Here is a 19,556-nt window from a genome sequence, read left to right on the forward strand (position 1 = left end):
CAGTTGAGCTAATTTTTAAGGACATTATCTAGGAAGTCGAAAATGGAATCCGAACAACAGCCCGTTTTACGCTTTAATCATGTGAGCAAAACCTTTGCTGCAAAACACAAGTCTGCAGCAGGTCATGCGGTGTTGGTCGATCTATCGATGACACTCTATCCAGGTATGGTGGTCGGGTTATTAGGCCAAAATGGTGCGGGTAAATCGACGTTAATGCGTTGCGCATTAGGCATTGTGGGCATCGAACAAGGTGATATTTCAACCCTTGGCGAACCGCCTAGCGCTTTATCTATTCAAGCAAAAGAACGTATTGGTTACGTACCCCAGCAGCCTTTTGGTTATGAAGGCTTTACCATTGATAAAGCATTGGAGTTGCACCGTAGCTTCTATCCAAACTGGGATATGACACTCGAGCAAGATTGGCTTAAACGTTTTGATTTAGATGTTACGCAAGCGGTGCAAAAATTATCAGTGGGCCAGCGTCAATCATTAGCATTGATCATGGCTATGGCGTATCGGCCAACCTTATTATTACTCGACGAACCCGTTGCCAGCTTAGATCCCATTGCCAGGCGTCAGTTTATGAGCGACTTGTTCGATCTCGCGCTCGATTCAGGTTCTGCAGTGTTATTTTCATCGCATATCACCTCAGATTTAGAACGCGTTGCCAGCCATGTTGCCCTGATTAAAAAAGGCCAACTGATACTGTTTAAAGAAATCGACGCTTTGCGTGAAGAGGTTAAATTACTCAACTTAGCCGAAAACGCTCAGTTACCGTCACATTATAAAATATTGAGCCAAACCGGACAAAGTGTGCTGGTGGATACTCAAGGTAACCCATCGAATATTGCGGGTGTGCAGAGTGAAAAATCACTCAACCTAGAACAGTTATTTATGGAGCTGCATCGATGAATCAGTCGCTGCAAAACAGTCAACTTTCAGCATGGCGTAAACCTTACAGTGGCATGCTGCGGTTGTGGTTATATGACTTAGGCAGTGTCGGTTTTATTGGTGCCGCAGGATTAGGCCTAATGTTGGGTTTTTTGTGTTTTATCACGGGTAAAACTGAGGTTGTTAGCCTCGTTTTTTCCATGGCAACACTGTCTACGGGGGCGGCAATTGCTTGGCAGTTTAATCGCTTAGCAGCAACCGAGGTGACCGGTCTAATACCTGGCTATCAAAAGCACGTATTCATACAGGCGGCGTCCATCGCAGTGGGTATGTTATTGATACAACTATGTGCCTGTATTGGTTTTACTGCTTACGATGTCATCCCCAGACTACTGCTAGCCATTGTGGTCAGTTTGCTGTTTGTATGGGCCTGTTTATGGCGCAGTAACAGTTTTCATTTATCGTTTTTATTATTCATAACAGTGCCATTTTCAGATAAATTCACACTCACGATACCGACGTGGATGATGCTAATACTGATTGCTGGGCTATTGTCTTGGGTGATCCATTTATGTCGCCAACTTAGCTGGAATAACGAGGCGCGTGTGGTGTACCTCAACGCCGTGCAAATGGGCTGGATGTGGCTGCCGAGCATAAAAGGATTTACCTGGATTACTCGTGTTGAGCGGTTGTTTCATCCGATGAACTTTTTTATCGGCCCAGTGCTAACGATGATGCTGCTTTGTTTACCGTTGATCACCCTTGGTTTAATACTGCTGTCGTGGCTATTTGATATTGATGTACCAGCATTATTTTTATTGGTGCAATTTACCGTGATCAGTTGTGCCATTGTTCATTGGAGCCGAATTCAGCGTTGGCGCGCGGCAGAAACGCTGTTTTTATTGCCTTGTTATAGCGGCTTGAGTGGATTGCGCGATGCATTTTACCGCAGCCAGTATCGTTTCATCGCTGTGTTAGTGGCTATGGTCAGTGTGCTAGGTTTTACCAATAGCTTGATTGATCCTCAATACGGTGGGCTTTTTGTACTGCATTTAGGCCTAAGTACTTTTTGGGGCTGTGCAATTATGCTGGGAATGGGTGCGGCAAGCCGTAATAGCCTGCAAGCCACAGCTGCAATGCTAATAGTGTTACTCCATTCGATATTGGTGTCGTTGAGCTTTGCAGCAGTGCGTGACGGTGACAGCTTATGGGTATGGTTGCTTATTGATGTGCCGCTAATTATTGTTGGTGTTGGCGCATTAATTTGGGGTAAAAAACGTTTGTGGCAACATGGCGTTTTGGCCCCGTAAATCATCGAGCATAACTGACAAACGTGACCTTAAGCTCAAAAATAGAGCAAAAGCTCTTATGGTTTTTAGCGACTTCAGGTAGAATGCAAAAAGCGGAACACTTGTAAGCTAAAAGGCCACTATCATATGTCATTAGATCAATACCACGTAGTTCGACTCCTGCAACAGCAAGGTCAGTCATTAGGCAATAACATTGCCCTTGAAGGCTTTGACATGCCAGCTCCTTGGCATACCGTGACATGGGGCGCATTTGATACGGTTACAGACTCAGTCGCACAGTTGTTAATTGAGTTTGGCTTACAAGTGCAAGACAAAGTGGTGATTTTAGCGCAAAACTGTCCACAGTGGACCTGTGCAGATATTGGCGCCCTTAAGGCTCGTAATGTTGTGGTACCGGTATATCCAACCAGCACCATAGAGCAAGCGGTATTCATTGTTAACGACTCTCAAGCTAAATTAATTTTTGCTGGTAACCAACAGCAATACGACATGGCTTGCACAGTGGCAGCCCAAGCTGAGTGCGTGCAACACATTGTAGTCTTTGATGCTAACGTTACCCTTAATGCCGATAATCATGTGTATTTTGATCAGGTATTAGCGGCGCAATTTAATCCGCTGATTACCAATGAGCTCAATACTAGACTCGCCAATAGCAACCTAGACGACTTATTCACGCTTATTTATACCTCTGGCACCACCGGCAATCCTAAAGGTGTGATGCTCGACTACCGTAATTTTGCCTCGATGATTAAACAGCATGACAGTGAGTTGCCATTTACTGCGGGTGATGTGTCGTTGGCCTTTTTACCGCTTAGCCATGTGTTCGAGCGTGGTTGGAGCATGTATGTATTATGTCGCGGCGGCCACAATGTGTATTTAAACGACACTAATCGCATTAAAGAAGCCCTTGTTGCGGTTAAACCACATACCTTGTGTGCTGTGCCGCGATTTTTAGAAAAAATTTACAGCGCTGTGCACGATAAAGTCGGCCAAGCGCCTAAAGCGAGACAAACATTATTTGCTTGGGCGATGCGGGTAGGTAAACGCCAATTTGAAGTTAGCCAAGGTCGTGCTTCAGGAAGTTTGTGGTTAAGTGCACAGTGGACGCTGGCTAACAAGCTGGTTTACAGCAAGTTACAGCAAGTGTTGGGTGGCCGGTTAAAGTTCATGCCCGTGGGCGGTGCCGCACTCGATATTAATGTGGCCAGCTTTTTTCACAGTATAGGTGTACCGGTGTTGTGTGGTTATGGCATGACAGAAACCTGCGCTACGGTAACCTGTAATACTTTAGATAATCGTGTATCAGGTTCAAACGGTAAGCCACTAGAAGCTATGCAAATCAAGCTTGGCAAAGACGATGAAATCTTAGTGCGTGGCGACACTGTGATGCGCGGTTATTACAATCGCCCCCAAGATACCGCCGAAGCCTTTGAAGACGGTTGGTTAAAAACGGGTGATGCAGGGCGTATCGATGAGCAAGGTAACTTGTATATTACCGATCGCATTAAAGAGTTAATGAAAACTTCAAACGGTAAATACATTGCACCACAGCGGGTTGAAGGTAAGGTAGCTTGTTGCCCATTTATCGAACAAGTCGCCATTGTTGCCGATGCACGCAATTATGTGTCAGCCCTAATCGTGCCAGCATTTGAAGCATTAAATACTTGGGCTAAAGCGCAAGGTATTCATGTTGAAAACCCAATTGAGTTGTTACGTCACTCACAAGTGGTGGCTCATTTCGAGCAGCGATTAATCGAGTTGCAACATGAGTTAGCTGGGTTTGAAAAAATCAAAAAATTCACCTTATTACATGAAGCATTTTCGATGGAATCTGGACTCATTACGCCGACATTAAAGCTACGTCGTAAAATGATTTACAGCAAATATCACAGTGAAATTAATGCCATGTATGGCAAGTAATTAACCATTAATCTTTATACCAAAGGACGCATTAGCGTCCTTTTTCGTAATACTTAGTGATAATTGCCTGTATTTCCAATAGAGGTACAATACTCTATTTTAAAATTAGGCAACATAGAGGGAACTATGGAAATTATCACGGTAAATGGAAAGCCTGTTTTTAGATCTAGCACTCAGTCGTTTTATGACAATCAATTTAGCCAGAAAGTGTTAGCTAATATCGATACAAAAACGCTGTTCAAAAAAATTGACGCTATACCGGGTCTTGCGGGCGCAGGAATCGTTTATATTGATAGCAAATACAACATTATTGAATTAAGAAAATTCGAACCTGTTTGCCAGCTAAATCCGATTAAAATCGTTCTAAGGGAGCCTCCTCAATTAATGAGTCAGGCCGAGTTTGCCTCCCATTTAAAAGGTAGCCAAGGTAATATCCGTGAATCGAAATTAGTTGGTGAATTGGGAAATGCTGCTTGGAGTTGTGGGACTGCAGTTCTTGGTTGGACAGTTATTATTGGAAGTTTAGGCGCCATCCCATTAACCGGCGGTACAAGTAGTGCAATAACGTATCTAGCAATAGCAGGTGCAACGGCTGGTTCTGCTCAATGTTTTAATGGTTTGATTAGAGTAGGCGCTGAAGCTTATTCTCCTGAGTTGAAAGATGATTTTGACTCTCAAGAGTGGTACCAATATACCACTTCAGCTTTGGATTTAGTTTCACTTGCAGGAGCCGGCGCTGCTGCTTTAGGTACAATAAAAGCAGTGAAAATGATGCAATTAGGTACTAGCAAGAATACCTATGAAATTTTAAAGGGGTTATCCCGTGCCGAAAAAAAGAGATTAAATCGTGAAATTACCCGCCTTAATTTACCTGGTGCTTCAGGTAAATTAATAAAATCTATGGCTCGAAAAGGCAACATAAAAAAATATACAGGCAAACAAATTACCCATGCATTTCGTTTACATTTAATGGATGCTATTGGAGCTTCAATGAGCGTTTCTGGTAGCGCATTCAATGGAACAATTGGAACAATTGCTATTGGTATATATGAGGAGCTCGCTGATTAATGAAAAGACAAACTAAACTGAAAAGTGATGACGATATTGTCGGATTATTTCCACCTATGAAGTCTATAGCGGCTTTTTTAGCTGCGACACTATTCATGATGCTTGCCATATCGCTTTTAAATTTTCTCATTTTAGAGTTTTATTTTGGTATAGTTGATATAGGGAGTGAACTTCTGTTTTTATATTTTGCGGCATTAGTAATTATTTTCAGTGGCTTCAATTATGCAATTGTTAGAGGATCTTTCTTTGCTGTAAAAGTCTTAAAATGGTATTTCTGTATTTTATTTATTATATTTTTGCCAACAGTGTTTTTAATCGCAGAACAGGCAACATTTATTTATGCATATCTGTTAGCCGTCATTGTTTTGTTCATGTCACTTTACCTGTTACAGAGTAAATATTATCAAATTTTTGTTGAGTATCAATTTGATGCCTTAGAAGATATCAAAGAGGTTCGTGCTGAAATAGCGGCTGAAGTTGCTGCAGACAAAGCTAAACATGGAAATAAGTTCTAGTTGTTTGGCTTCAGAGTGACAATATTTTAAGCCGAGATTTGATGACATTTGTGCCTGTTTAGTTGATTTTGGCCATCATAGATGAGTACGATACCCAACCGAAAAAATAATTTTATTTAATTTTTTAGATGGTTACTGTTTGCTCCTCTAACATACCCCCATAATTCCTTCGCAATACAGACTTTTTTAATGACCTCGAGTGAGATGTGTCGTTAGAATGGGCTAATGACATTTGTTCATCGAGCAAAACGTCAATGGACTCAAAATAATAATAAAGGATTCTTTGTGACAGATACTCAATTTAGCATGACCCTCAAACCGCGCTTTTGTGAAACCGATGCGTTAGGACACATTAATAACACGGTTATCCCAGTGTGGTTTGAAGCGGCTCGTGAGCCAATTTTTGAAATCGTAAATCCAGGGCAAGATTTAACCAAGTGGAACATGATCATTGCTGGTTTTACTATCGCCTTTACTGCACCAACGTATTATGGCGAAGAAGTTATCGTTAAAACGCACATTAGTCGTTTAGGCAATAGCAGCTTTGATATATTACAAAGCTGTTGGCAGCACGGTAAAAAAACCGCTGAAGCGACCACCACTATGGTGCATTACAATTACCAAACTGAAAAAAGCGAGCCACTTGCAGATTTTGTACGTCAGCAATTGGCTGCATTAACTGGCACAGCTTAGGACTAACACAAAAGAAGCGATTAACGTAAAAACTTGGCTACGTAACTGCAACTGGCGCTGATGTTAAGTTTTTCTGCTTTCGCCCAAGCCAGTCCTGTATGAACCAATTTTTCGGCAATCCCTTGGCCGCGTAAAGCGGGTGGTACAAAGGTGCGACTAAAATCAATATTTTGACCCTCTAAGTGATATTCAAGTACTGCCTCAACACCTTGAGTGATAACCACAAAACGATGTTGGCTAGCTTGGTGTTGCACGGTTACTGCGTTTTGATTGCCCATCGTGTGTTGTCCTATTACTTGTAATGCCGCTTGTTGATGTGGCTATTGATGTTATGGCTGATGCTGTTACTCATGTTCCAACAAGGCGCTGAGTAATTCTGGTGTGAGTTTGGCTTTTTTGCCGGTTTTAAAGTTAAACATCACCACTTTTGCCCAGCCGATAGTCGTCACTGCTTGCTGTGCTTTACTGAACACGGTGTAATGCATCACAAAGCGATCTTCATTGATATCGCTGATCTTTACCCCTACAACAATTGAGTCAGGGAAGGTTACTGGGCGCTTAAAGCGGGCATTGGTTTCACTTAGTACTGGGCCGACACCCGTTGTTTTTAGATCGTCGAGTAGGTTAATTTGGTTAAAGAAATCGAGACGAGCGGTTTCAAAATACTTAAAATACACCGAATTATTAACATGTTGTAGTGCATCCATTTCACCCCATGCTACTTGAATGTCTGTGCTGATAGAATGTTGAGCTAAAAAGTCATTCATGGCGGTTCTCTGTTATGAATTAATAAATTAAACGCTTGTTTAAATTCTATCTGTTAATTTAACAGTCTGGACGATGAACAACAAGGGACAGTGGCTATTACAGTGAGTATATCCAGTGAACTTATAAGGATTTTCACCTTGCGAAAAGAGACTTTTTTAACAACATCAAATTTATGGATATCGTCATGTTGGACGGTGTTTAGTAGCCGATTTACTGAATTACAAACCAAACTGAGTTTGCCGCAGAAATTGTATTTGGTGGCGATAGTCTTACTGTTTGCCACAGACTCGGTGGCGTGGGTGGCCATTATCAGCGTGATAGCGATGTCGATTGAGTTCTGGAATTTATTTGAACGTATGTGGCACAGCTTGGCTGGCAAAGCGGTGTTGTTACTGTTTTATGCGATAGTGGCCAATTTTGCCCTGGCTAGCTCAAGTTCAGTGGTTAACGATGTGGTTGGCGTAGCAGCCAGTAGCTTTAATTACACCCATAACTTCGCCATTTTGCTCTACATTCCGGCATGGAGTGTGGTGATGAGCTGTATTGTGCTGTTATTACTACAGCTTATTTTTCCGCTAATGTTCGGTGTGTCTTTTATACTCCGTCCCTTTGGTGTGACCAACTTTCGCTTGATTAATCATGTGCATTTTCATCGTACAACTTTTTGGGTGCGAGTGATTCTTGCGGCAGTGGTGTTGTATCACCTCGCCATGCTGATGGACCTTTATGGTCAGGTTGAAAAAGCGTTGGATGATCCACAAGTGGTGCAATTAGTTGAAGCCGAAACCGAAGCGGAAATACTTGCTGATGATGGCTTGTCGATCATTGTCAAAACAGACCCTGCTAAGAAAGAACCACCCAAGTCTGAACCCAAAACAGCGAAACAAGTTGAACGCGAGCAAGAACTGGACGCCATTGATGAAATCGCCAAGCAGCCTTACAGTCATTTACGTAGCCAGTATTTTACCAGTGTGCGTAAAGCGATTGCGTTGTTTGCGTTTCAGTTGGAGGCGAATGCCAAATCCCGCTGTCAAAAACTACCGTTGTCGCATGTGGTCGAGCTTAATGATTATGAGATCCTTGAGATAACCCCCGATATCAATGCGGAATATGGTTATCATTTTGAAGTGAAAAAATGTATTTCACCTGCATTCCCCAGTTAACAGGCACTTTGCAGGCATAAAAAAACGACCTAGACGGTCGTTTTTTTATGCCTAATCAGTCAGTATTAATCGAACACTAACTCACTAAAGCTGCTTATTTTTTTGCACGTAGCTTGGCGTTGGTCAGCAAAGCGGATCATTTGGCAAGTTGTCATGCCGGCGGCTTCAGCAGCTTTGAGCTCTTCTGCTACGTCTGATACAAATAAAATCTGCTTTGGCTTCAAGCTAATGGTGTTGCAAATATTGCAGTAGGCTTGTTTGTCTAACTTATTGCCCGTGCGGGTATCAAAGTGACCATTGAACGAACCGGTTAAGTCACCTGCTTCGGTGTGGCTAAATAACAGCTTTTGCGCTTCGACAGAACCAGAAGAGAAGCTGTAAATACGAATGCCTTTTTCTTTAATGCGCTCAATGCTATCGATAAAGTCAGGGTAAATGTGGCCAGTAAACTCTACGCGGTTATAACCTTGTTTCCAGATTAATCCTTGTAGGGTTTTAAGTGGTGTTAGTTTACGGTCTTCATCGATCCATTGCTGTAAAATCTCAGTGACTCGTTCGAGTGTCGCATCTGGTTCTAAGGCAATATCTTTAACATCGCTGATACAGTAATCAACCACAACGTTATGTTGGTTTTGCTCAAGAAATTCAGCCATCGCTTTTCTTGAGTAAGGAAATAACACATCCTGAATAAAGTTAAGATCGGTAGTGGTACCGGCGGTATCAACGATAATAGCTCTAATACTCATAAGATTTGTTACTCCAAAACAATAAATTAACGTAATGATGATCCTAAGCTTTATTGGCGATTAAGGCTAGTGCTATTCGTGATATTGCATCCTCGTTAGATGACTTTGAATGCAAGATGTGAGCTAAGTTTAGATATTGCTAAATTGCCTTGTGTGATGTGGTCTGGTAGCTTCGGGTTAACTTAACTGTCACGTTTCACCAGGAAGGTACCATGCTTACAATAGGGAAAAAACGTTATTTCAAATGGCCGAGCTTATGGGCTAAAAGCCTGTCTATATGCGCATTATTACTGAGCTTTTTTCATGCTAGTGTGGTGTTCGCTACTGAAATGTTGCCGCCAACGACCGAAACCTTGAGTGTGAAGTCTGCTTTATTTAGCGAGCAAGCCGACTTTTTGGTGACCTTACCAAACAGTTATACCAAGCAAACCGATAAGCGCTACGTGGTGTTATTTGACTTACATCCTCGTAGCCATTTGTATTTAGCGGGTATGCATGACTGGATGAGCCATAATGGCGGCTGGCCGTGGTTAGAAACCATTATTGTTACAGCACCCGATGGCCATCAAGGCTTGGGAAAATTAAAACAGCGTGCGATAGAGCAGCAGGGCGATCAAGCGCTATTGGACTTTTTTGAGCAAGATTTACTGCCTGCAATTGATAAACGCTATCGCACCAATGGCTTTCGTATTTTTAACGGCTTCACTGGCAATGCAGGTTTAGTGCTATACAGCTTAATTAATCGCCCTAGCTTATTTAATGCCTATATTGCTGCCAGCCCAGTGTTATCAACAGACTTTGCTTATGTGCTCAATGATGCGCCTAAAAATCTCAAAAAAATGGACGGCAAACCAAGATTTCTATTTGTTAGCACCAGTGATAGCGACTTTGAACAAAGGCAGCTGGATTCGTTTGCTAGGCTTGAAGATATTATTCAAACCAATGCCAATGGTAGATTGAACTATCAAATAAAGCATTTTGACGGCAGCTATTATATGACTCAGCCTATCTTGGCGACGGCATTAGGTATCGAGAAGATATTTAACGATGTTCACACTGTTCTAGCGGCGGATTCAGAAGTATCGCAACAAGGGACTAAAGCGATTCTAGCCTATTATAAGCGACTGTCTGATGAGGTTTATGGCTTTGATGTGCCAGCAATTGATTCGCTGTTAGCTTTAGGTAATAGTTTAGTTCAAGCAGCACCACAGCAAGCGATTGGGGTTTATCAAGATACGCTGAAAGCCTACCCTAAAGCACATTCGGCCTACCATGAGTTAGCCAGCGTTTATGCCGCTACAGGTAAAATGACTCAGGCTATCGAAGCGGAACAACAAGCGTTAGCAAGTACCGACCATCCGTTCTATCAAAACAAATACACTAAAAAATTAGCAGAGTTTCAAAACTAAGCTAAATAAAACTGATCTAAGTTAAACCAAGCTGCAAAACGATAAATAACAATAAAGCCACAGCACGAGTATTCGCCCTGTGGCTTTATTGTGTAACCTGCTCAAACAATATTATTCTGAGCGGAAGCTTATTATTTCGAGCTGAGGTTGATTACGCAGCCGTTTCGCTGGCTAACCACTGATTAATTTTTTGCTCCATTAAATCTAATGGCAATGCGCCATTTTCTAATAAGCGATCGTGGAACACTTTAATATCAAACTTATCACCTAAGACTTGCTTGGCTTTGGTACGTAGTTCGATAATTTTCAGCTCACCTAACTTATAGCCGAGTGCTTGGCCTGGCCAAACGGTATAGCGCTCAATTTCGCCGGTGGCTTCTGATAAATGAATCCCTTCAGTTGCCACCGCGTAGTCAATGGCTTGTTCACGGCTCCAGCCTTTGGCGTGCATGCCTGTATCAACCACCAGGCGAACTGCACGATGTAACTCTGACTGCAAACGGCCAATGTTGTCGATAGGGTCATTAGCATAAATGCCCATTTCGGCCGCTAAACGTTCGGCATATAAAGCCCAACCTTCGCCAGCGGCATTGGAATAAAACACTGTGCTTAGCAGCGGTAATTCATCAGATAAGCCAATAATGGTTTGTAAATGATGACCAGGATTGGTCTCGTGGTAGGTCAAGGTCTGTAATGAATAAGATGGCAGTGATGCAGTGTCATACAAGCTGATCCAGAAGGTGCCTTTACGCGAACCATCTTGCGAAGGGGCATCATAAAATGCGCCGCTAGTAGAAGCCGCACGGCTGTCTGGTACCGCTTCAATAGCCACATCTTGATTAGGCAAGCGACCAAACCACTGTGGTAATTTTGCATCAACCAAGGCTAAGTCGGCATCAATATCGGCCATTAGCTGTTGCTTGCCTTCTGGGGTATTAGGGTAAAGATATTGTGGGTCGTTGAGTAACACCTGCATGCGCTCGCCGACGGTGCCATCAACATAACCGACTTCTTTGAGTAGCCCGTCCATCTCGGCAGTAATCCGGGCGACTTCAGCTAAACCGAGTTGATGAATTTCATCAGCAGTTTTGGTCGAATTGCCTAAATGCTGGATCAGCGTTTGATATAACTTCGCCCCTTGAGGTAAACGCCCAATGCCAGCTTCATGAGTTGCTTTTGGGCGCACGGCTTCTAAGGCGTTGATCAGTTGGCGGGTGGCGGCATAGTATTTAGTCTCGACCAGTTCCGTAGCAGACTTTACCAATGTATCGCTATCGGCCACTTTGGCTGCGTTAAGTTTAGCGTTGAAGCTGGTCACTAAAGGATGGCTGTTGGCTGGGCCGCTGATTTGGGCCTGTAACCCACGCAGTGTGTTATCAATGACAAAGTCTGGTGGAATGACGCCTATGTCGGCATCATGGTTAAGCTTATCGATAAGCGTCCCCATCGCTGCAGGGTATATGCTTAAACGGTTTAAATAAGCGTTCGCTTCATCGGTATTGGTAACGGAAAATTTGTCTTCCATGTAACCGGGGAATTCAATTTGCAAACCCGATAAATGGTTTACGGCATAGGGTAAAAACCACACGCCATACTCGCCTAATACCGTGCCATAATTCACTGTTTGAGCAGGTAATAAAGCGCCTTTCACTTCAGACTTTATCGCGTTTAAGCTGATTGTTTCTGAGGGAGTTAAGCTTGTTGCATCAATATCGTTGAGTTGACTCAGTATTGCCTTAAGCCCTTTGCGACGATGGGTTTCACCCGATGGGCTGTAGTCGGTGAGTTTAGACATCACTTTGGCATTGATGCTTGCGTCGCTCACGCCATAATAAGTGGCAATTTCAGGTCTGAGTACAAAATAGTCTTTAGTGATCGACTCTACTTGCTGCTTAAGACTGAGCTTAGTAGCAGACTTTCCCGCTGTTGCGGTGATAGAGTTGGAATTATTTTCAGGTGTTGCTGGATCTGAACATGCGCTGACGAGCAGACTGATGATTAAGACATTGAGAAGTTTTTTCATTGATTACTCATTAAGTTAATAGCGGTATTCAAGTACGAATATAAGCATATCCTAACAGTTATAGCGGTTAAGCTGTTGCAGTTTTTATATGCTTGTTATTGGAAAACATGAGAGTAAGTTTGACGATAAGGTGTAAATATGGTCTAACATTATTAGACATTGACATGAAAAGGAGAGAAGTATGTTAGGTGAAAGCCATGCGTTATTAGTTGATTTCCCTGAGTATCAAGACAAGATTTCATTGTTAACCGCCAATGATACTGAGTTTGCTGAAGATGCGAAGCTGTATCATAAATTAGATACTGAAATTCGTAAGCTGGAGTTACGCAATACTCCAACAAGTGATGACTTTATTGAGCAAGCAAAGCTTGACCGTTTGGTATTAAAAGATAAGTTGTATCAGTTGTTTACCCAAGCTTAATTCGTTTATTCCGCGTTTGTTTTGGCTATGTCAGCATTTAGGTTGTGATGACATGGTCAATTTCTTGCTGTTATCTCAGTAATTCTTATTTGTTTTTATTATCTTTGATTTATGGCCTGCGGCCACTAAGGTCGTGGCGCTTCGCCCACACCAGACCAAGAGGAAACCAACGGCTGTTCCCTCTTGGAACTCCCAGCCGCCACATCAAAATTATCTGAAAAGCGATAATTTCGCGACGTGGTTGAATCCAGCTTTTGACTTCGTTTTGGTGTTCTTCGGCCTTATTCGAAAATGCTAACGCTTTCGGTGGTACATCCTGTACCTCGAAAGCTAGCCAGACATCCATGTCTGGACTCACGCTATTTTCTTCAACGTCCTCAATGTTATTGAATCCTGGTGGTTTTAGTCTGCTCACATATTCTTTTTGTTTGTAGTCTTAGTAGTCTATATGTAAAGGCAACATGAATAGATTTAATTGCTTTACACTAAATAGATAGCAAATGTAGGATGTAGATTAATCAATAACTTAAATGTCCGACTTTATTTGGCTAGCAGTTCAATAAGTTGTTAACAGTAAAAGGAATCTACATCTCGTGAAGTATGCCATTATACCTCTAGTTCTTGTTTTAGCTGGTTGCGCTCAAAACTCAGGCATCATTCCAATGGGCGGTGAAACTTATATGGTTTCTCGTCAAGCTGCTACAGGTTTTACTGGTATGGGTACGCTAAAAGCAGAGGCTATGACAGAAGCGTATGCACAGTGTCAAAAGTCAAAAAAAATGGTTAAAGTTCTAGAAACTATCGATGCAAAACCGCCATTTATATTTGGTAATTTCCCTAAAACCGAAATTCGTTTTAAGTGTATTGAAGAATCATAATCTAGCAAATTACTGTTAACAATTTGATGAATCAGGACAAATAACAGTTGGATTTTGCTCCTACGTCGCTTATTTTAGCCAACATATTATTTTTCTCTTAATGAGGTGTTGGTATTTCACTAATAAAGGAATATTTCGTGGAATCAGAATTTCAGAACCAATTTTGTTATGTATCTACGCTAGAACATCAAAGTACATTTTATGGAAAGTATATTTATCTATACACCGACAAAGGTCAGCTTTCACTTACAAATGATGGTTTAGAATACCTCGGTAAAAAAAATAATTATTCCATTACTCGTAGCTCAATAAAAAATATTGAAATATCTCACTATTCTCGGGTTGCAAAACCTTTTAAGTTAAACTGTATTAAGATTAGTTATATAGTTGATTCAGTTGAAAATACTATTTATCTAACACCAACAGGTTCAGGTTTTACTCCTATTTATAAAACCAATCAGTTAGTAAAAAATTGGTTCTCTAAATTAATGGAAATTATGCCTGAGTTACAAAATACCTAACAAATATGAGCTCCCGCCAGTCTTTAGGTATTAGCCTTAACGCGTTTCCCCTTAAAACGCGTTAGACCAATTCTACTTATCTTACTTATCTTACTTATCAATAAACCCTACTCAACGCAGTTTACTCTTGTGCAAATACCTTGCGGCCGTTGACCCAGGTGGCGATGACTTTGTTTTGCCAGATCTGTTGTGGGTCGATTGTAAAATAGTCATCTTCGACTAGGATAAAGTCTGCTTTTTTACCGGGTTCTAATGAGCCTAAAAGCTGCTCTTGATGGCCTGCGTAGGCGGCGTCGATGGTGAAGCTTTTGAGTGCTTCGATACGTGATAGTTTTTCAGTGGCGAGCCAGCCGTCTAGTGGTTGGTTAACATGGTCTTGGCGGGTTACGGATGCATGCAATCCAAAAAATGGGTTGGGCGATTCAATAGGGAAGTCTGAACCATTGGCGATGACGGCATTAGCGTTTAACAGCTTGCGCCACGCATAAGCACCGGCCAAGCGGGCTTTACCTAAACGGTTTTCGGCCATATTTTTGTCGCTGGTGGCGTGGGTTGCTTGAATCGATGCGATAACCCCAAGTTGGGCAAAGCGCGGTATGTCGGCTAAATCGAGAATTTGTGCATGTTCAATGCGATGGCGTAATGCTTTTGAGTCGGTTGCTGCAATGGTAGTTTGGTATTTATCGAGCACCACTTGATTGGCGTTGTCGCCAATGGCGTGAGTATTAACCTGAAAACCTGCTTTCATCGACTGTAAAATCAGTTTGCCGAGTTGATCGTCTGAATACAGCATTAAGCCTTTATGGCCGGGTTGATCTGAATATTCTTTGATTAACGCTGCGCCGCGGCTGCCAAGCGCGCCATCGGCTGATATTTTAACGCTGTCGACTTTAAACATGTCATTAGCAGTGGTGATATGGCCTTGCTTTAAGATGGTGGTAAAGCGAGGGTCTTCAACCGATAGCATGCCATTAACCCGCACGCTCATGGCATTGTTCGCTGCTAATTGTTGGTATGCCTTGATGTTGTCGATGTTGATGCCGGCATCGTGCACACTGGTTAGCCCGTATGACGCTAGGCTATCCATCGCTAGGGTTAAGGTTGATTGTAATTGCTGCTGATTGAGATCGGGGACGATGTTAAACACTAAGTTCATCGCATTATCGATTAATACACCAGTAGGATTACCTTGCTCGTCTTTAACAATTTCACCGCCTTCTGGTGCCACTGTGGTTGACGAAATTCCCGCGAGTGCTAACGCTTTGCTGTTAACCCAAATGGCATGACCGTCAACTCGGCCAAATGATACCGGATTAGCTTTAAAGGCCTTATCTAGGCTTTCTTTAGTCGGGAATTGTTTGCTGTCCCATAACTCTTGGTTCCAACCTCGGCCCATTAACCATCCATCAGTCGGGTTGTTTTTACTAAATGCTTGCGCGCGTTCAACGGCTTGTTGTTCGCTACTGGTATTGGTCAAGTCTGCGGTTAATAAACTCAAACCATACCCTAGCACATGACCGTGGGCGTCGATTAATCCAGGTAATAAGGTTTTACCTTTGCCATCAACTGAGGTGATATCAATTGCACTCGGTAAGGCTTGATTTAAGGTAAATAGTCGATCAATTTTGTCGTCAGTAAATTGGATAGCATTGAAGGTTTGCAGTTTTCCGTCGACGAGCGTGTAGCCATTAACATGATGCATCAGTGTGGTTTGTGCCATGGTGTTTGCGCTTAAACTAGCCAAACATAATGCCACTGATAGCGCTAAATATTCCTTTCTCATCTGTTTTCCCTTTTTATGACGACGATTAATCAGCATTCATTAAATGTTAATTAATGGTTAATGGCAAGGGGCAGTGCAAGTCGTCTTAAGGGGGGGGGAGATTGATGGGGCTATATAGAAGGAAATACTCATTGCTGTGTAAATTTATCGCCCAGCTAATACTGGGCGATAATCGTTAAGGCTAGTTGAACTTAGCTAGGGTGCTGGCTAATTCGTTTACATCCAGTACGTTGTAGTCTGGTTGTGCTGCTAGTGGGAACAACACTTTACCTTGGCGACGAATAAAGGCGGTTTGTAAGCCTGCTTTATCTGCACCGGCAATATCCCAGCCGTGCGCGGCAACCATTAACGCTTCATTTGCATTAACACCTAAATCTTTAATGGCCCATTGGTACGTTTTTAAATGCGGCTTAAATACTCCAACAGACTCTATGCTTAAGTTGGCATCAAAATACTGGCTTAAATTAGCATTTTTAAGCTGTAAGGTTACGCCTTCCAATGATGAATTGGTTAAGGTGACTAGTTTGTAGCCTTGGGCCTTCAATTTAGCTAAACCTTCCGCAACATCTGGGTGAGCGGGTAATGAACGAAGTGGCGTTAAAATGGCGGTTTTAGCTTGTTCTGGTGTAATGGCAATGCCGTTGATTTCGGCGACCATTTGCAGTGACGCAACGCCAATGCTACCAAACGTTTGGTAATCACCTGTAGCTGAAACTACTAAAGAATGATGCAGCATGGTTGAGAACCATAATGGCAGTAAATCTTCACGGCCATTAAGCGCTTTACCCACAGAGGCGCGCATATTTTCAAGATCTAACAAGGTTTCATTCACATCAAAAATAATCACTTTAGGCTTAACTAATGGTGCTTGCACCGCAGTATCTGCTAGATCTTTAGCAAAAGCGCTACTGGTATTAAGCATAAAAAAAGCTGTCGCAAGCGATATTAAAACACGGATTTTCATAAAACCTCTGGCAATGTGATGTTGGTTAAAAAGAACTTATCGAGTATTCATCTCACTATTGTTGTCTGTGATACTGACTATAACAAGTTGAACGATTGTTCATTAATATAGTCAGCCTAAATGAAACTGACCTTAAAATCACGGTTTTATTGCCCAATAGTTTAATAAATCTGAACTCGGGATTTGAGGTGACGTACATAGCAGCGCTACTGGAGATAGACATTATCGCCAGTGGTACTGCTATTAGTAGTGAGTTTGAACTGAAGTTGAGGGCTATTTGACGGATATAAGTTGAGCCCAATTGTTTAACGGTTTAACTGTTTAATTGGGTAGCGCAACTACCTGACCATTTTTGACAACGGTTTTACACAGGTTCACTCCGTAAGCATAAGCTAATTGTGCTGGAGTGGTGATATCCCACAAACAAAAATCAGCTTGTTTACCTACGGTAATACTGCCGACATTATTGTCGATACCAAGTGCTTTTGCAGCATTAATGGTTACACCTTGTAAGGCTTCTTCTGGGGTGAGCTTGAATAAGGTGCAAGCCATATTGAGCATCAATAAAGTGGAGCAAATAGGCGATGACCCCGGATTAAAATCGCTGGCAATAACCATTGGCACCTTGTATTGACGCAGTAAGTCGATTGGCGGTAATTGGGTTTCGCGTAAAAAATAAAATGCGCCGGGTAACAAGGTTGCACAGGTACCACTTTCGCTTATGGCTTTAATACCTGCTTCATCTAGAAACTCAATATGATCGACCGATTTAGCCCCAAGCTTGGCTGCTAAGGCGCTGCCGCCCATATTGGTTAATTGCTCAGCATGCAGTTTAATCTGCAGACCTGCCTGTTTAGCCGCAGTTAATACTCGCTCAGTTTGCTCAAGATTAAAGGCGATATTTTCACAAAATACATCGACGGCATCAGCAAGGTTTTCGGCGATTACCGCGGGGAGCATGTCATTAATGACGAGGTCAATATAGGCATCTGCATTGTCTTTATATTCTGGCGGAACAGCATGGGCGCCCAAGAAGGTGGTGCTTACATCAATGTGATGATGTTCGCCTAGCTCACGAGCAACGCGCAATAATTTAAGTTCTGTTTCGGTGTTCAAGCCGTAACCAGATTTAATTTCAACCGTGGTGACGCCTTCTCTGGCTAGGGCGTTTAAGCGTTGTCGACCCAGTTCAAATAACTCAGCTTCATCAGCTTCACGACAGGCGTTAACGGTTGAGATAATACCGCCGCCAGCCCGAGCGATATCTTGGTAACTCGCACCTTGTAAGCGTTGTTCAAACTCATTGGCGCGATTACCGGCAAAGACTAAGTGGGTGTGTGCATCGATAAGCCCTGGTGTTATCCAGCCGCCTTTGCCTCTGTAAACTGGGGTTGCCAGTACATCAAATTCAGGTAGTTCACTGCGCGGGCCAACCCAAGCAATTTTGCCATCTTTTATTGCAATAGCCGCTTGAGGTATTACGCCGTAAGCCCCTTGGATATTGGTATCCATGGTGGCCACGTTTACATCAATCCACACTTGATCCCACGACATAAAAACCCCTAAAAATGCATTAATTATTGATTGCTAAACAATACTTGTTTTAACTTGTATATACAAGGTAGGATGAATGATGTGTTTTTAAACAGCAATGACATTATTGTCTAAAAAACCGAGAGCTGCTGATATGGCCCAAGCAAAGTTTGCCCAAATAAAACAATTCATTTTGAGCCGTATTGAAACGGGCGAATGGCAAGAGAACGATCGTGTCCCATCTGAAAATCAGTTAACTGAATTGTTTGCCTGTAGCCGTATGACAGCAAGGCGGGCGTTAACTGAGCTGGTTGAATCTGGCGTGTTAGAACGTACTCAAGGGGTAGGTACGTTTGTGGCCGGATTAAAGTCGCAATCGTCATTGTTGGCTATTCGCAATATTGCCGACGAGATAAAAGACCGTGGCCATGGCTACAGTGTTAACCAGCTTGAATTGAGACAAATTGAGGCCAGCACAACAGTGGCTAATGCATTGGGGCTGGAATTGGGCAGCCCTGTATTTTATTCGGTGTTGGTGCATTGCGAACAAGGCTTACCATTACAAGTTGAAGAGCGTTATGTGAACCCACTGCTGGTGCCTGATTACCTACAACAAGATTTTAGCTCACATACTCCCCATGAATATTTATCGGCCGTAGCGCCACTGACAGAGGCTAAACATACCGTTGAAGCCATTATGGCTAACGAGCTGTTACAACAACGTTTGGCGATAGCAGCGACTGAACCCTGTTTACAAATTTTACGTCGTACCTGGTCACGCCAAGGAGTGGTCAGTTTTGCTCGTTTAGTTCATCCGGGCAGCAAATTCAAACTAGGCGGCCATTTAACCTTTGCGCGTTAAAAGGTGGTATCGAAAATGAAAACCGTAAGACATTAAAAATACACAACAAGAGCAATAAAAAACCAAACTGAATAAACTCGGTTGAAGA

At 42.5% G+C, this 19,556-nt stretch carries 19 protein-coding genes; 12 read left to right on the forward strand and 7 right to left on the reverse strand.

Going from position 1 to position 19,556, the window contains the following annotated elements:
* Positions 1-42: 42 nt before the first annotated feature.
* From AAEY98_RS05580 to AAEY98_RS05605, 6 genes are all read left to right on the forward strand, one after another.
* Entirely contained in the window at positions 43-912 is an 870-nt protein-coding gene (locus AAEY98_RS05580; RefSeq protein ID WP_350998385.1) for an ABC transporter ATP-binding protein, read from the forward strand.
* Positions 909-2,201, forward strand: coding sequence for an ABC transporter permease (locus AAEY98_RS05585; protein WP_351015494.1), 1,293 nt, complete (start codon positions 909-911; stop codon positions 2,199-2,201). The genes AAEY98_RS05580 and AAEY98_RS05585 overlap by 4 nt, the downstream gene beginning before the upstream one ends.
* Positions 2,202-2,327: 126 nt before the next feature.
* Positions 2,328-4,121 (forward strand): AMP-dependent synthetase/ligase, encoded by a 1,794-nt coding sequence (locus AAEY98_RS05590; protein ID WP_351015497.1) that lies wholly within the window; start codon positions 2,328-2,330, stop codon positions 4,119-4,121.
* A 126-nt stretch (positions 4,122-4,247) separates the two neighbouring features.
* Positions 4,248-5,189: an Ssp4 family T6SS effector gene (gene ssp4, locus AAEY98_RS05595; RefSeq protein ID WP_347690594.1), complete on the forward strand. Its 942-nt coding sequence runs from the start codon at positions 4,248-4,250 to the stop codon at positions 5,187-5,189.
* The gene (locus AAEY98_RS05600; RefSeq protein ID WP_011639378.1) at positions 5,189-5,704 is read left to right on the forward strand and encodes a hypothetical protein; all 516 of its coding nucleotides are present in this window, start codon (positions 5,189-5,191) and stop codon (positions 5,702-5,704) included. The genes ssp4 and AAEY98_RS05600 overlap by 1 nt, the downstream gene beginning before the upstream one ends.
* Before the next feature lie 306 nt (positions 5,705-6,010).
* Positions 6,011-6,397: an acyl-CoA thioesterase gene (locus AAEY98_RS05605; protein WP_392343375.1), complete on the forward strand. Its 387-nt coding sequence runs from the start codon at positions 6,011-6,013 to the stop codon at positions 6,395-6,397.
* Between the two features lie 20 nt (positions 6,398-6,417).
* On the opposite strand, the gene AAEY98_RS05610 is transcribed toward AAEY98_RS05605, so the two are convergent.
* The gene (locus AAEY98_RS05610) at positions 6,418-6,675 is read right to left on the reverse strand and encodes a GNAT family N-acetyltransferase (RefSeq protein WP_351015501.1); all 258 of its coding nucleotides are present in this window, start codon (positions 6,673-6,675) and stop codon (positions 6,418-6,420) included.
* Positions 6,676-6,741: 66 nt separating this feature from the next.
* Positions 6,742-7,164, reverse strand: coding sequence for an acyl-CoA thioesterase (locus AAEY98_RS05615; RefSeq protein WP_011639375.1), 423 nt, complete (start codon positions 7,162-7,164; stop codon positions 6,742-6,744).
* A gap of 138 nt (positions 7,165-7,302) precedes the next feature.
* On the opposite strand from AAEY98_RS05615, the gene AAEY98_RS05620 reads away from it, so the two are divergent.
* Positions 7,303-8,328, forward strand: coding sequence for a hypothetical protein (locus AAEY98_RS05620; protein WP_351009095.1), 1,026 nt, complete (start codon positions 7,303-7,305; stop codon positions 8,326-8,328).
* A gap of 65 nt (positions 8,329-8,393) precedes the next feature.
* Here the strand turns inward: AAEY98_RS05620 and mtnC are convergent, their stop codons facing one another.
* Positions 8,394-9,074 (reverse strand): acireductone synthase, encoded by a 681-nt coding sequence (gene mtnC / locus AAEY98_RS05625; RefSeq protein WP_335691704.1) that lies wholly within the window; start codon positions 9,072-9,074, stop codon positions 8,394-8,396.
* A gap of 212 nt (positions 9,075-9,286) precedes the next feature.
* Here mtnC and AAEY98_RS05630 point away from each other — a divergent pair, with 212 nt between their 5' ends.
* Positions 9,287-10,483, forward strand: coding sequence for an alpha/beta hydrolase-fold protein (locus AAEY98_RS05630; RefSeq protein ID WP_351015506.1), 1,197 nt, complete (start codon positions 9,287-9,289; stop codon positions 10,481-10,483).
* Between the two features lie 151 nt (positions 10,484-10,634).
* Here the strand turns inward: AAEY98_RS05630 and AAEY98_RS05635 are convergent, their stop codons facing one another.
* Positions 10,635-12,506 carry a DUF885 domain-containing protein gene (locus tag AAEY98_RS05635; protein ID WP_351015509.1) on the reverse strand — a complete coding sequence of 624 codons (1,872 nt, stop codon included), beginning with the start codon at positions 12,504-12,506 and terminating at the stop codon, positions 10,635-10,637.
* A gap of 181 nt (positions 12,507-12,687) precedes the next feature.
* On the opposite strand from AAEY98_RS05635, the gene AAEY98_RS05640 reads away from it, so the two are divergent.
* The 3 genes from AAEY98_RS05640 (at position 12,688) to AAEY98_RS05650 (ending at position 14,326) form a co-directional block, all read left to right on the forward strand.
* Complete coding sequence (locus AAEY98_RS05640) at positions 12,688-12,927, forward strand: HP1242/YdcH family protein (RefSeq protein ID WP_101088629.1); 240 nt, start codon at positions 12,688-12,690, stop codon at positions 12,925-12,927.
* Positions 12,928-13,520: 593 nt separating this feature from the next.
* The gene (locus AAEY98_RS05645; RefSeq protein WP_243638288.1) at positions 13,521-13,805 is read left to right on the forward strand and encodes a hypothetical protein; all 285 of its coding nucleotides are present in this window, start codon (positions 13,521-13,523) and stop codon (positions 13,803-13,805) included.
* Positions 13,806-13,942: 137 nt separating this feature from the next.
* On the forward strand, positions 13,943-14,326 hold the full coding sequence (locus tag AAEY98_RS05650) for a hypothetical protein (RefSeq protein ID WP_162024179.1): 384 nt from the start codon (positions 13,943-13,945) through the stop codon (positions 14,324-14,326).
* 121 nt (positions 14,327-14,447) lie between these two features.
* Here AAEY98_RS05650 and AAEY98_RS05655 read toward each other — a convergent pair whose 3' ends face one another.
* From AAEY98_RS05655 to hutI, 3 genes are all read right to left on the reverse strand, one after another.
* On the reverse strand, positions 14,448-16,109 hold the full coding sequence (locus AAEY98_RS05655) for an amidohydrolase (RefSeq protein ID WP_351015513.1): 1,662 nt from the start codon (positions 16,107-16,109) through the stop codon (positions 14,448-14,450).
* 181 nt (positions 16,110-16,290) lie between these two features.
* Positions 16,291-17,067, reverse strand: coding sequence for a haloacid dehalogenase type II (locus AAEY98_RS05660; RefSeq protein ID WP_409085826.1), 777 nt, complete (start codon positions 17,065-17,067; stop codon positions 16,291-16,293).
* A gap of 327 nt (positions 17,068-17,394) precedes the next feature.
* Positions 17,395-18,627 carry an imidazolonepropionase gene (gene hutI, locus AAEY98_RS05665; RefSeq protein WP_351015516.1) on the reverse strand — a complete coding sequence of 411 codons (1,233 nt, stop codon included), beginning with the start codon at positions 18,625-18,627 and terminating at the stop codon, positions 17,395-17,397.
* A 133-nt stretch (positions 18,628-18,760) separates the two neighbouring features.
* On the opposite strand from hutI, the gene hutC reads away from it, so the two are divergent.
* Entirely contained in the window at positions 18,761-19,468 is a 708-nt protein-coding gene (gene hutC, locus AAEY98_RS05670) for a histidine utilization transcriptional repressor HutC (protein ID WP_350998346.1), read from the forward strand.
* Positions 19,469-19,556 lie beyond the last annotated feature (88 nt).

Origin of the sequence: Shewanella sp. AC91-MNA-CIBAN-0169 (genome assembly GCF_040310165.1) — a bacterium.
GTDB lineage: Bacteria > Pseudomonadota > Gammaproteobacteria > Enterobacterales > Shewanellaceae > Shewanella.

What these genes read in the sequence shown, in the direction of transcription:
- AAEY98_RS05580 (WP_350998385.1), top strand. Translation starts at nt 43, where the DNA reads ATGGAATCCGAACAACAGCCCGTTTTACGCTTTAATCATGTGAGCAAA.
- AAEY98_RS05585 (WP_351015494.1), top strand. Translation starts at nt 909, where the DNA reads ATGAATCAGTCGCTGCAAAACAGTCAACTTTCAGCATGGCGTAAACCT.
- AAEY98_RS05590 (WP_351015497.1), top strand. Translation starts at nt 2,328, where the DNA reads ATGTCATTAGATCAATACCACGTAGTTCGACTCCTGCAACAGCAAGGT.
- ssp4 (WP_347690594.1), top strand. Translation starts at nt 4,248, where the DNA reads ATGGAAATTATCACGGTAAATGGAAAGCCTGTTTTTAGATCTAGCACT.
- AAEY98_RS05600 (WP_011639378.1), top strand. Translation starts at nt 5,189, where the DNA reads ATGAAAAGACAAACTAAACTGAAAAGTGATGACGATATTGTCGGATTA.
- AAEY98_RS05605 (WP_392343375.1), top strand. Translation starts at nt 6,011, where the DNA reads ATGACCCTCAAACCGCGCTTTTGTGAAACCGATGCGTTAGGACACATT.
- AAEY98_RS05610 (WP_351015501.1), bottom strand. Translation starts at nt 6,675, where the DNA reads ATGGGCAATCAAAACGCAGTAACCGTGCAACACCAAGCTAGCCAACAT.
- AAEY98_RS05615 (WP_011639375.1), bottom strand. Translation starts at nt 7,164, where the DNA reads ATGAATGACTTTTTAGCTCAACATTCTATCAGCACAGACATTCAAGTA.
- mtnC (WP_335691704.1), bottom strand. Translation starts at nt 9,074, where the DNA reads ATGAGTATTAGAGCTATTATCGTTGATACCGCCGGTACCACTACCGAT.
- AAEY98_RS05630 (WP_351015506.1), top strand. Translation starts at nt 9,287, where the DNA reads ATGCTTACAATAGGGAAAAAACGTTATTTCAAATGGCCGAGCTTATGG.
- AAEY98_RS05635 (WP_351015509.1), bottom strand. Translation starts at nt 12,506, where the DNA reads ATGAAAAAACTTCTCAATGTCTTAATCATCAGTCTGCTCGTCAGCGCA.
- AAEY98_RS05640 (WP_101088629.1), top strand. Translation starts at nt 12,688, where the DNA reads ATGTTAGGTGAAAGCCATGCGTTATTAGTTGATTTCCCTGAGTATCAA.
- AAEY98_RS05655 (WP_351015513.1), bottom strand. Translation starts at nt 16,109, where the DNA reads ATGAGAAAGGAATATTTAGCGCTATCAGTGGCATTATGTTTGGCTAGT.
- hutI (WP_351015516.1), bottom strand. Translation starts at nt 18,627, where the DNA reads ATGTCGTGGGATCAAGTGTGGATTGATGTAAACGTGGCCACCATGGAT.
- hutC (WP_350998346.1), top strand. Translation starts at nt 18,761, where the DNA reads ATGGCCCAAGCAAAGTTTGCCCAAATAAAACAATTCATTTTGAGCCGT.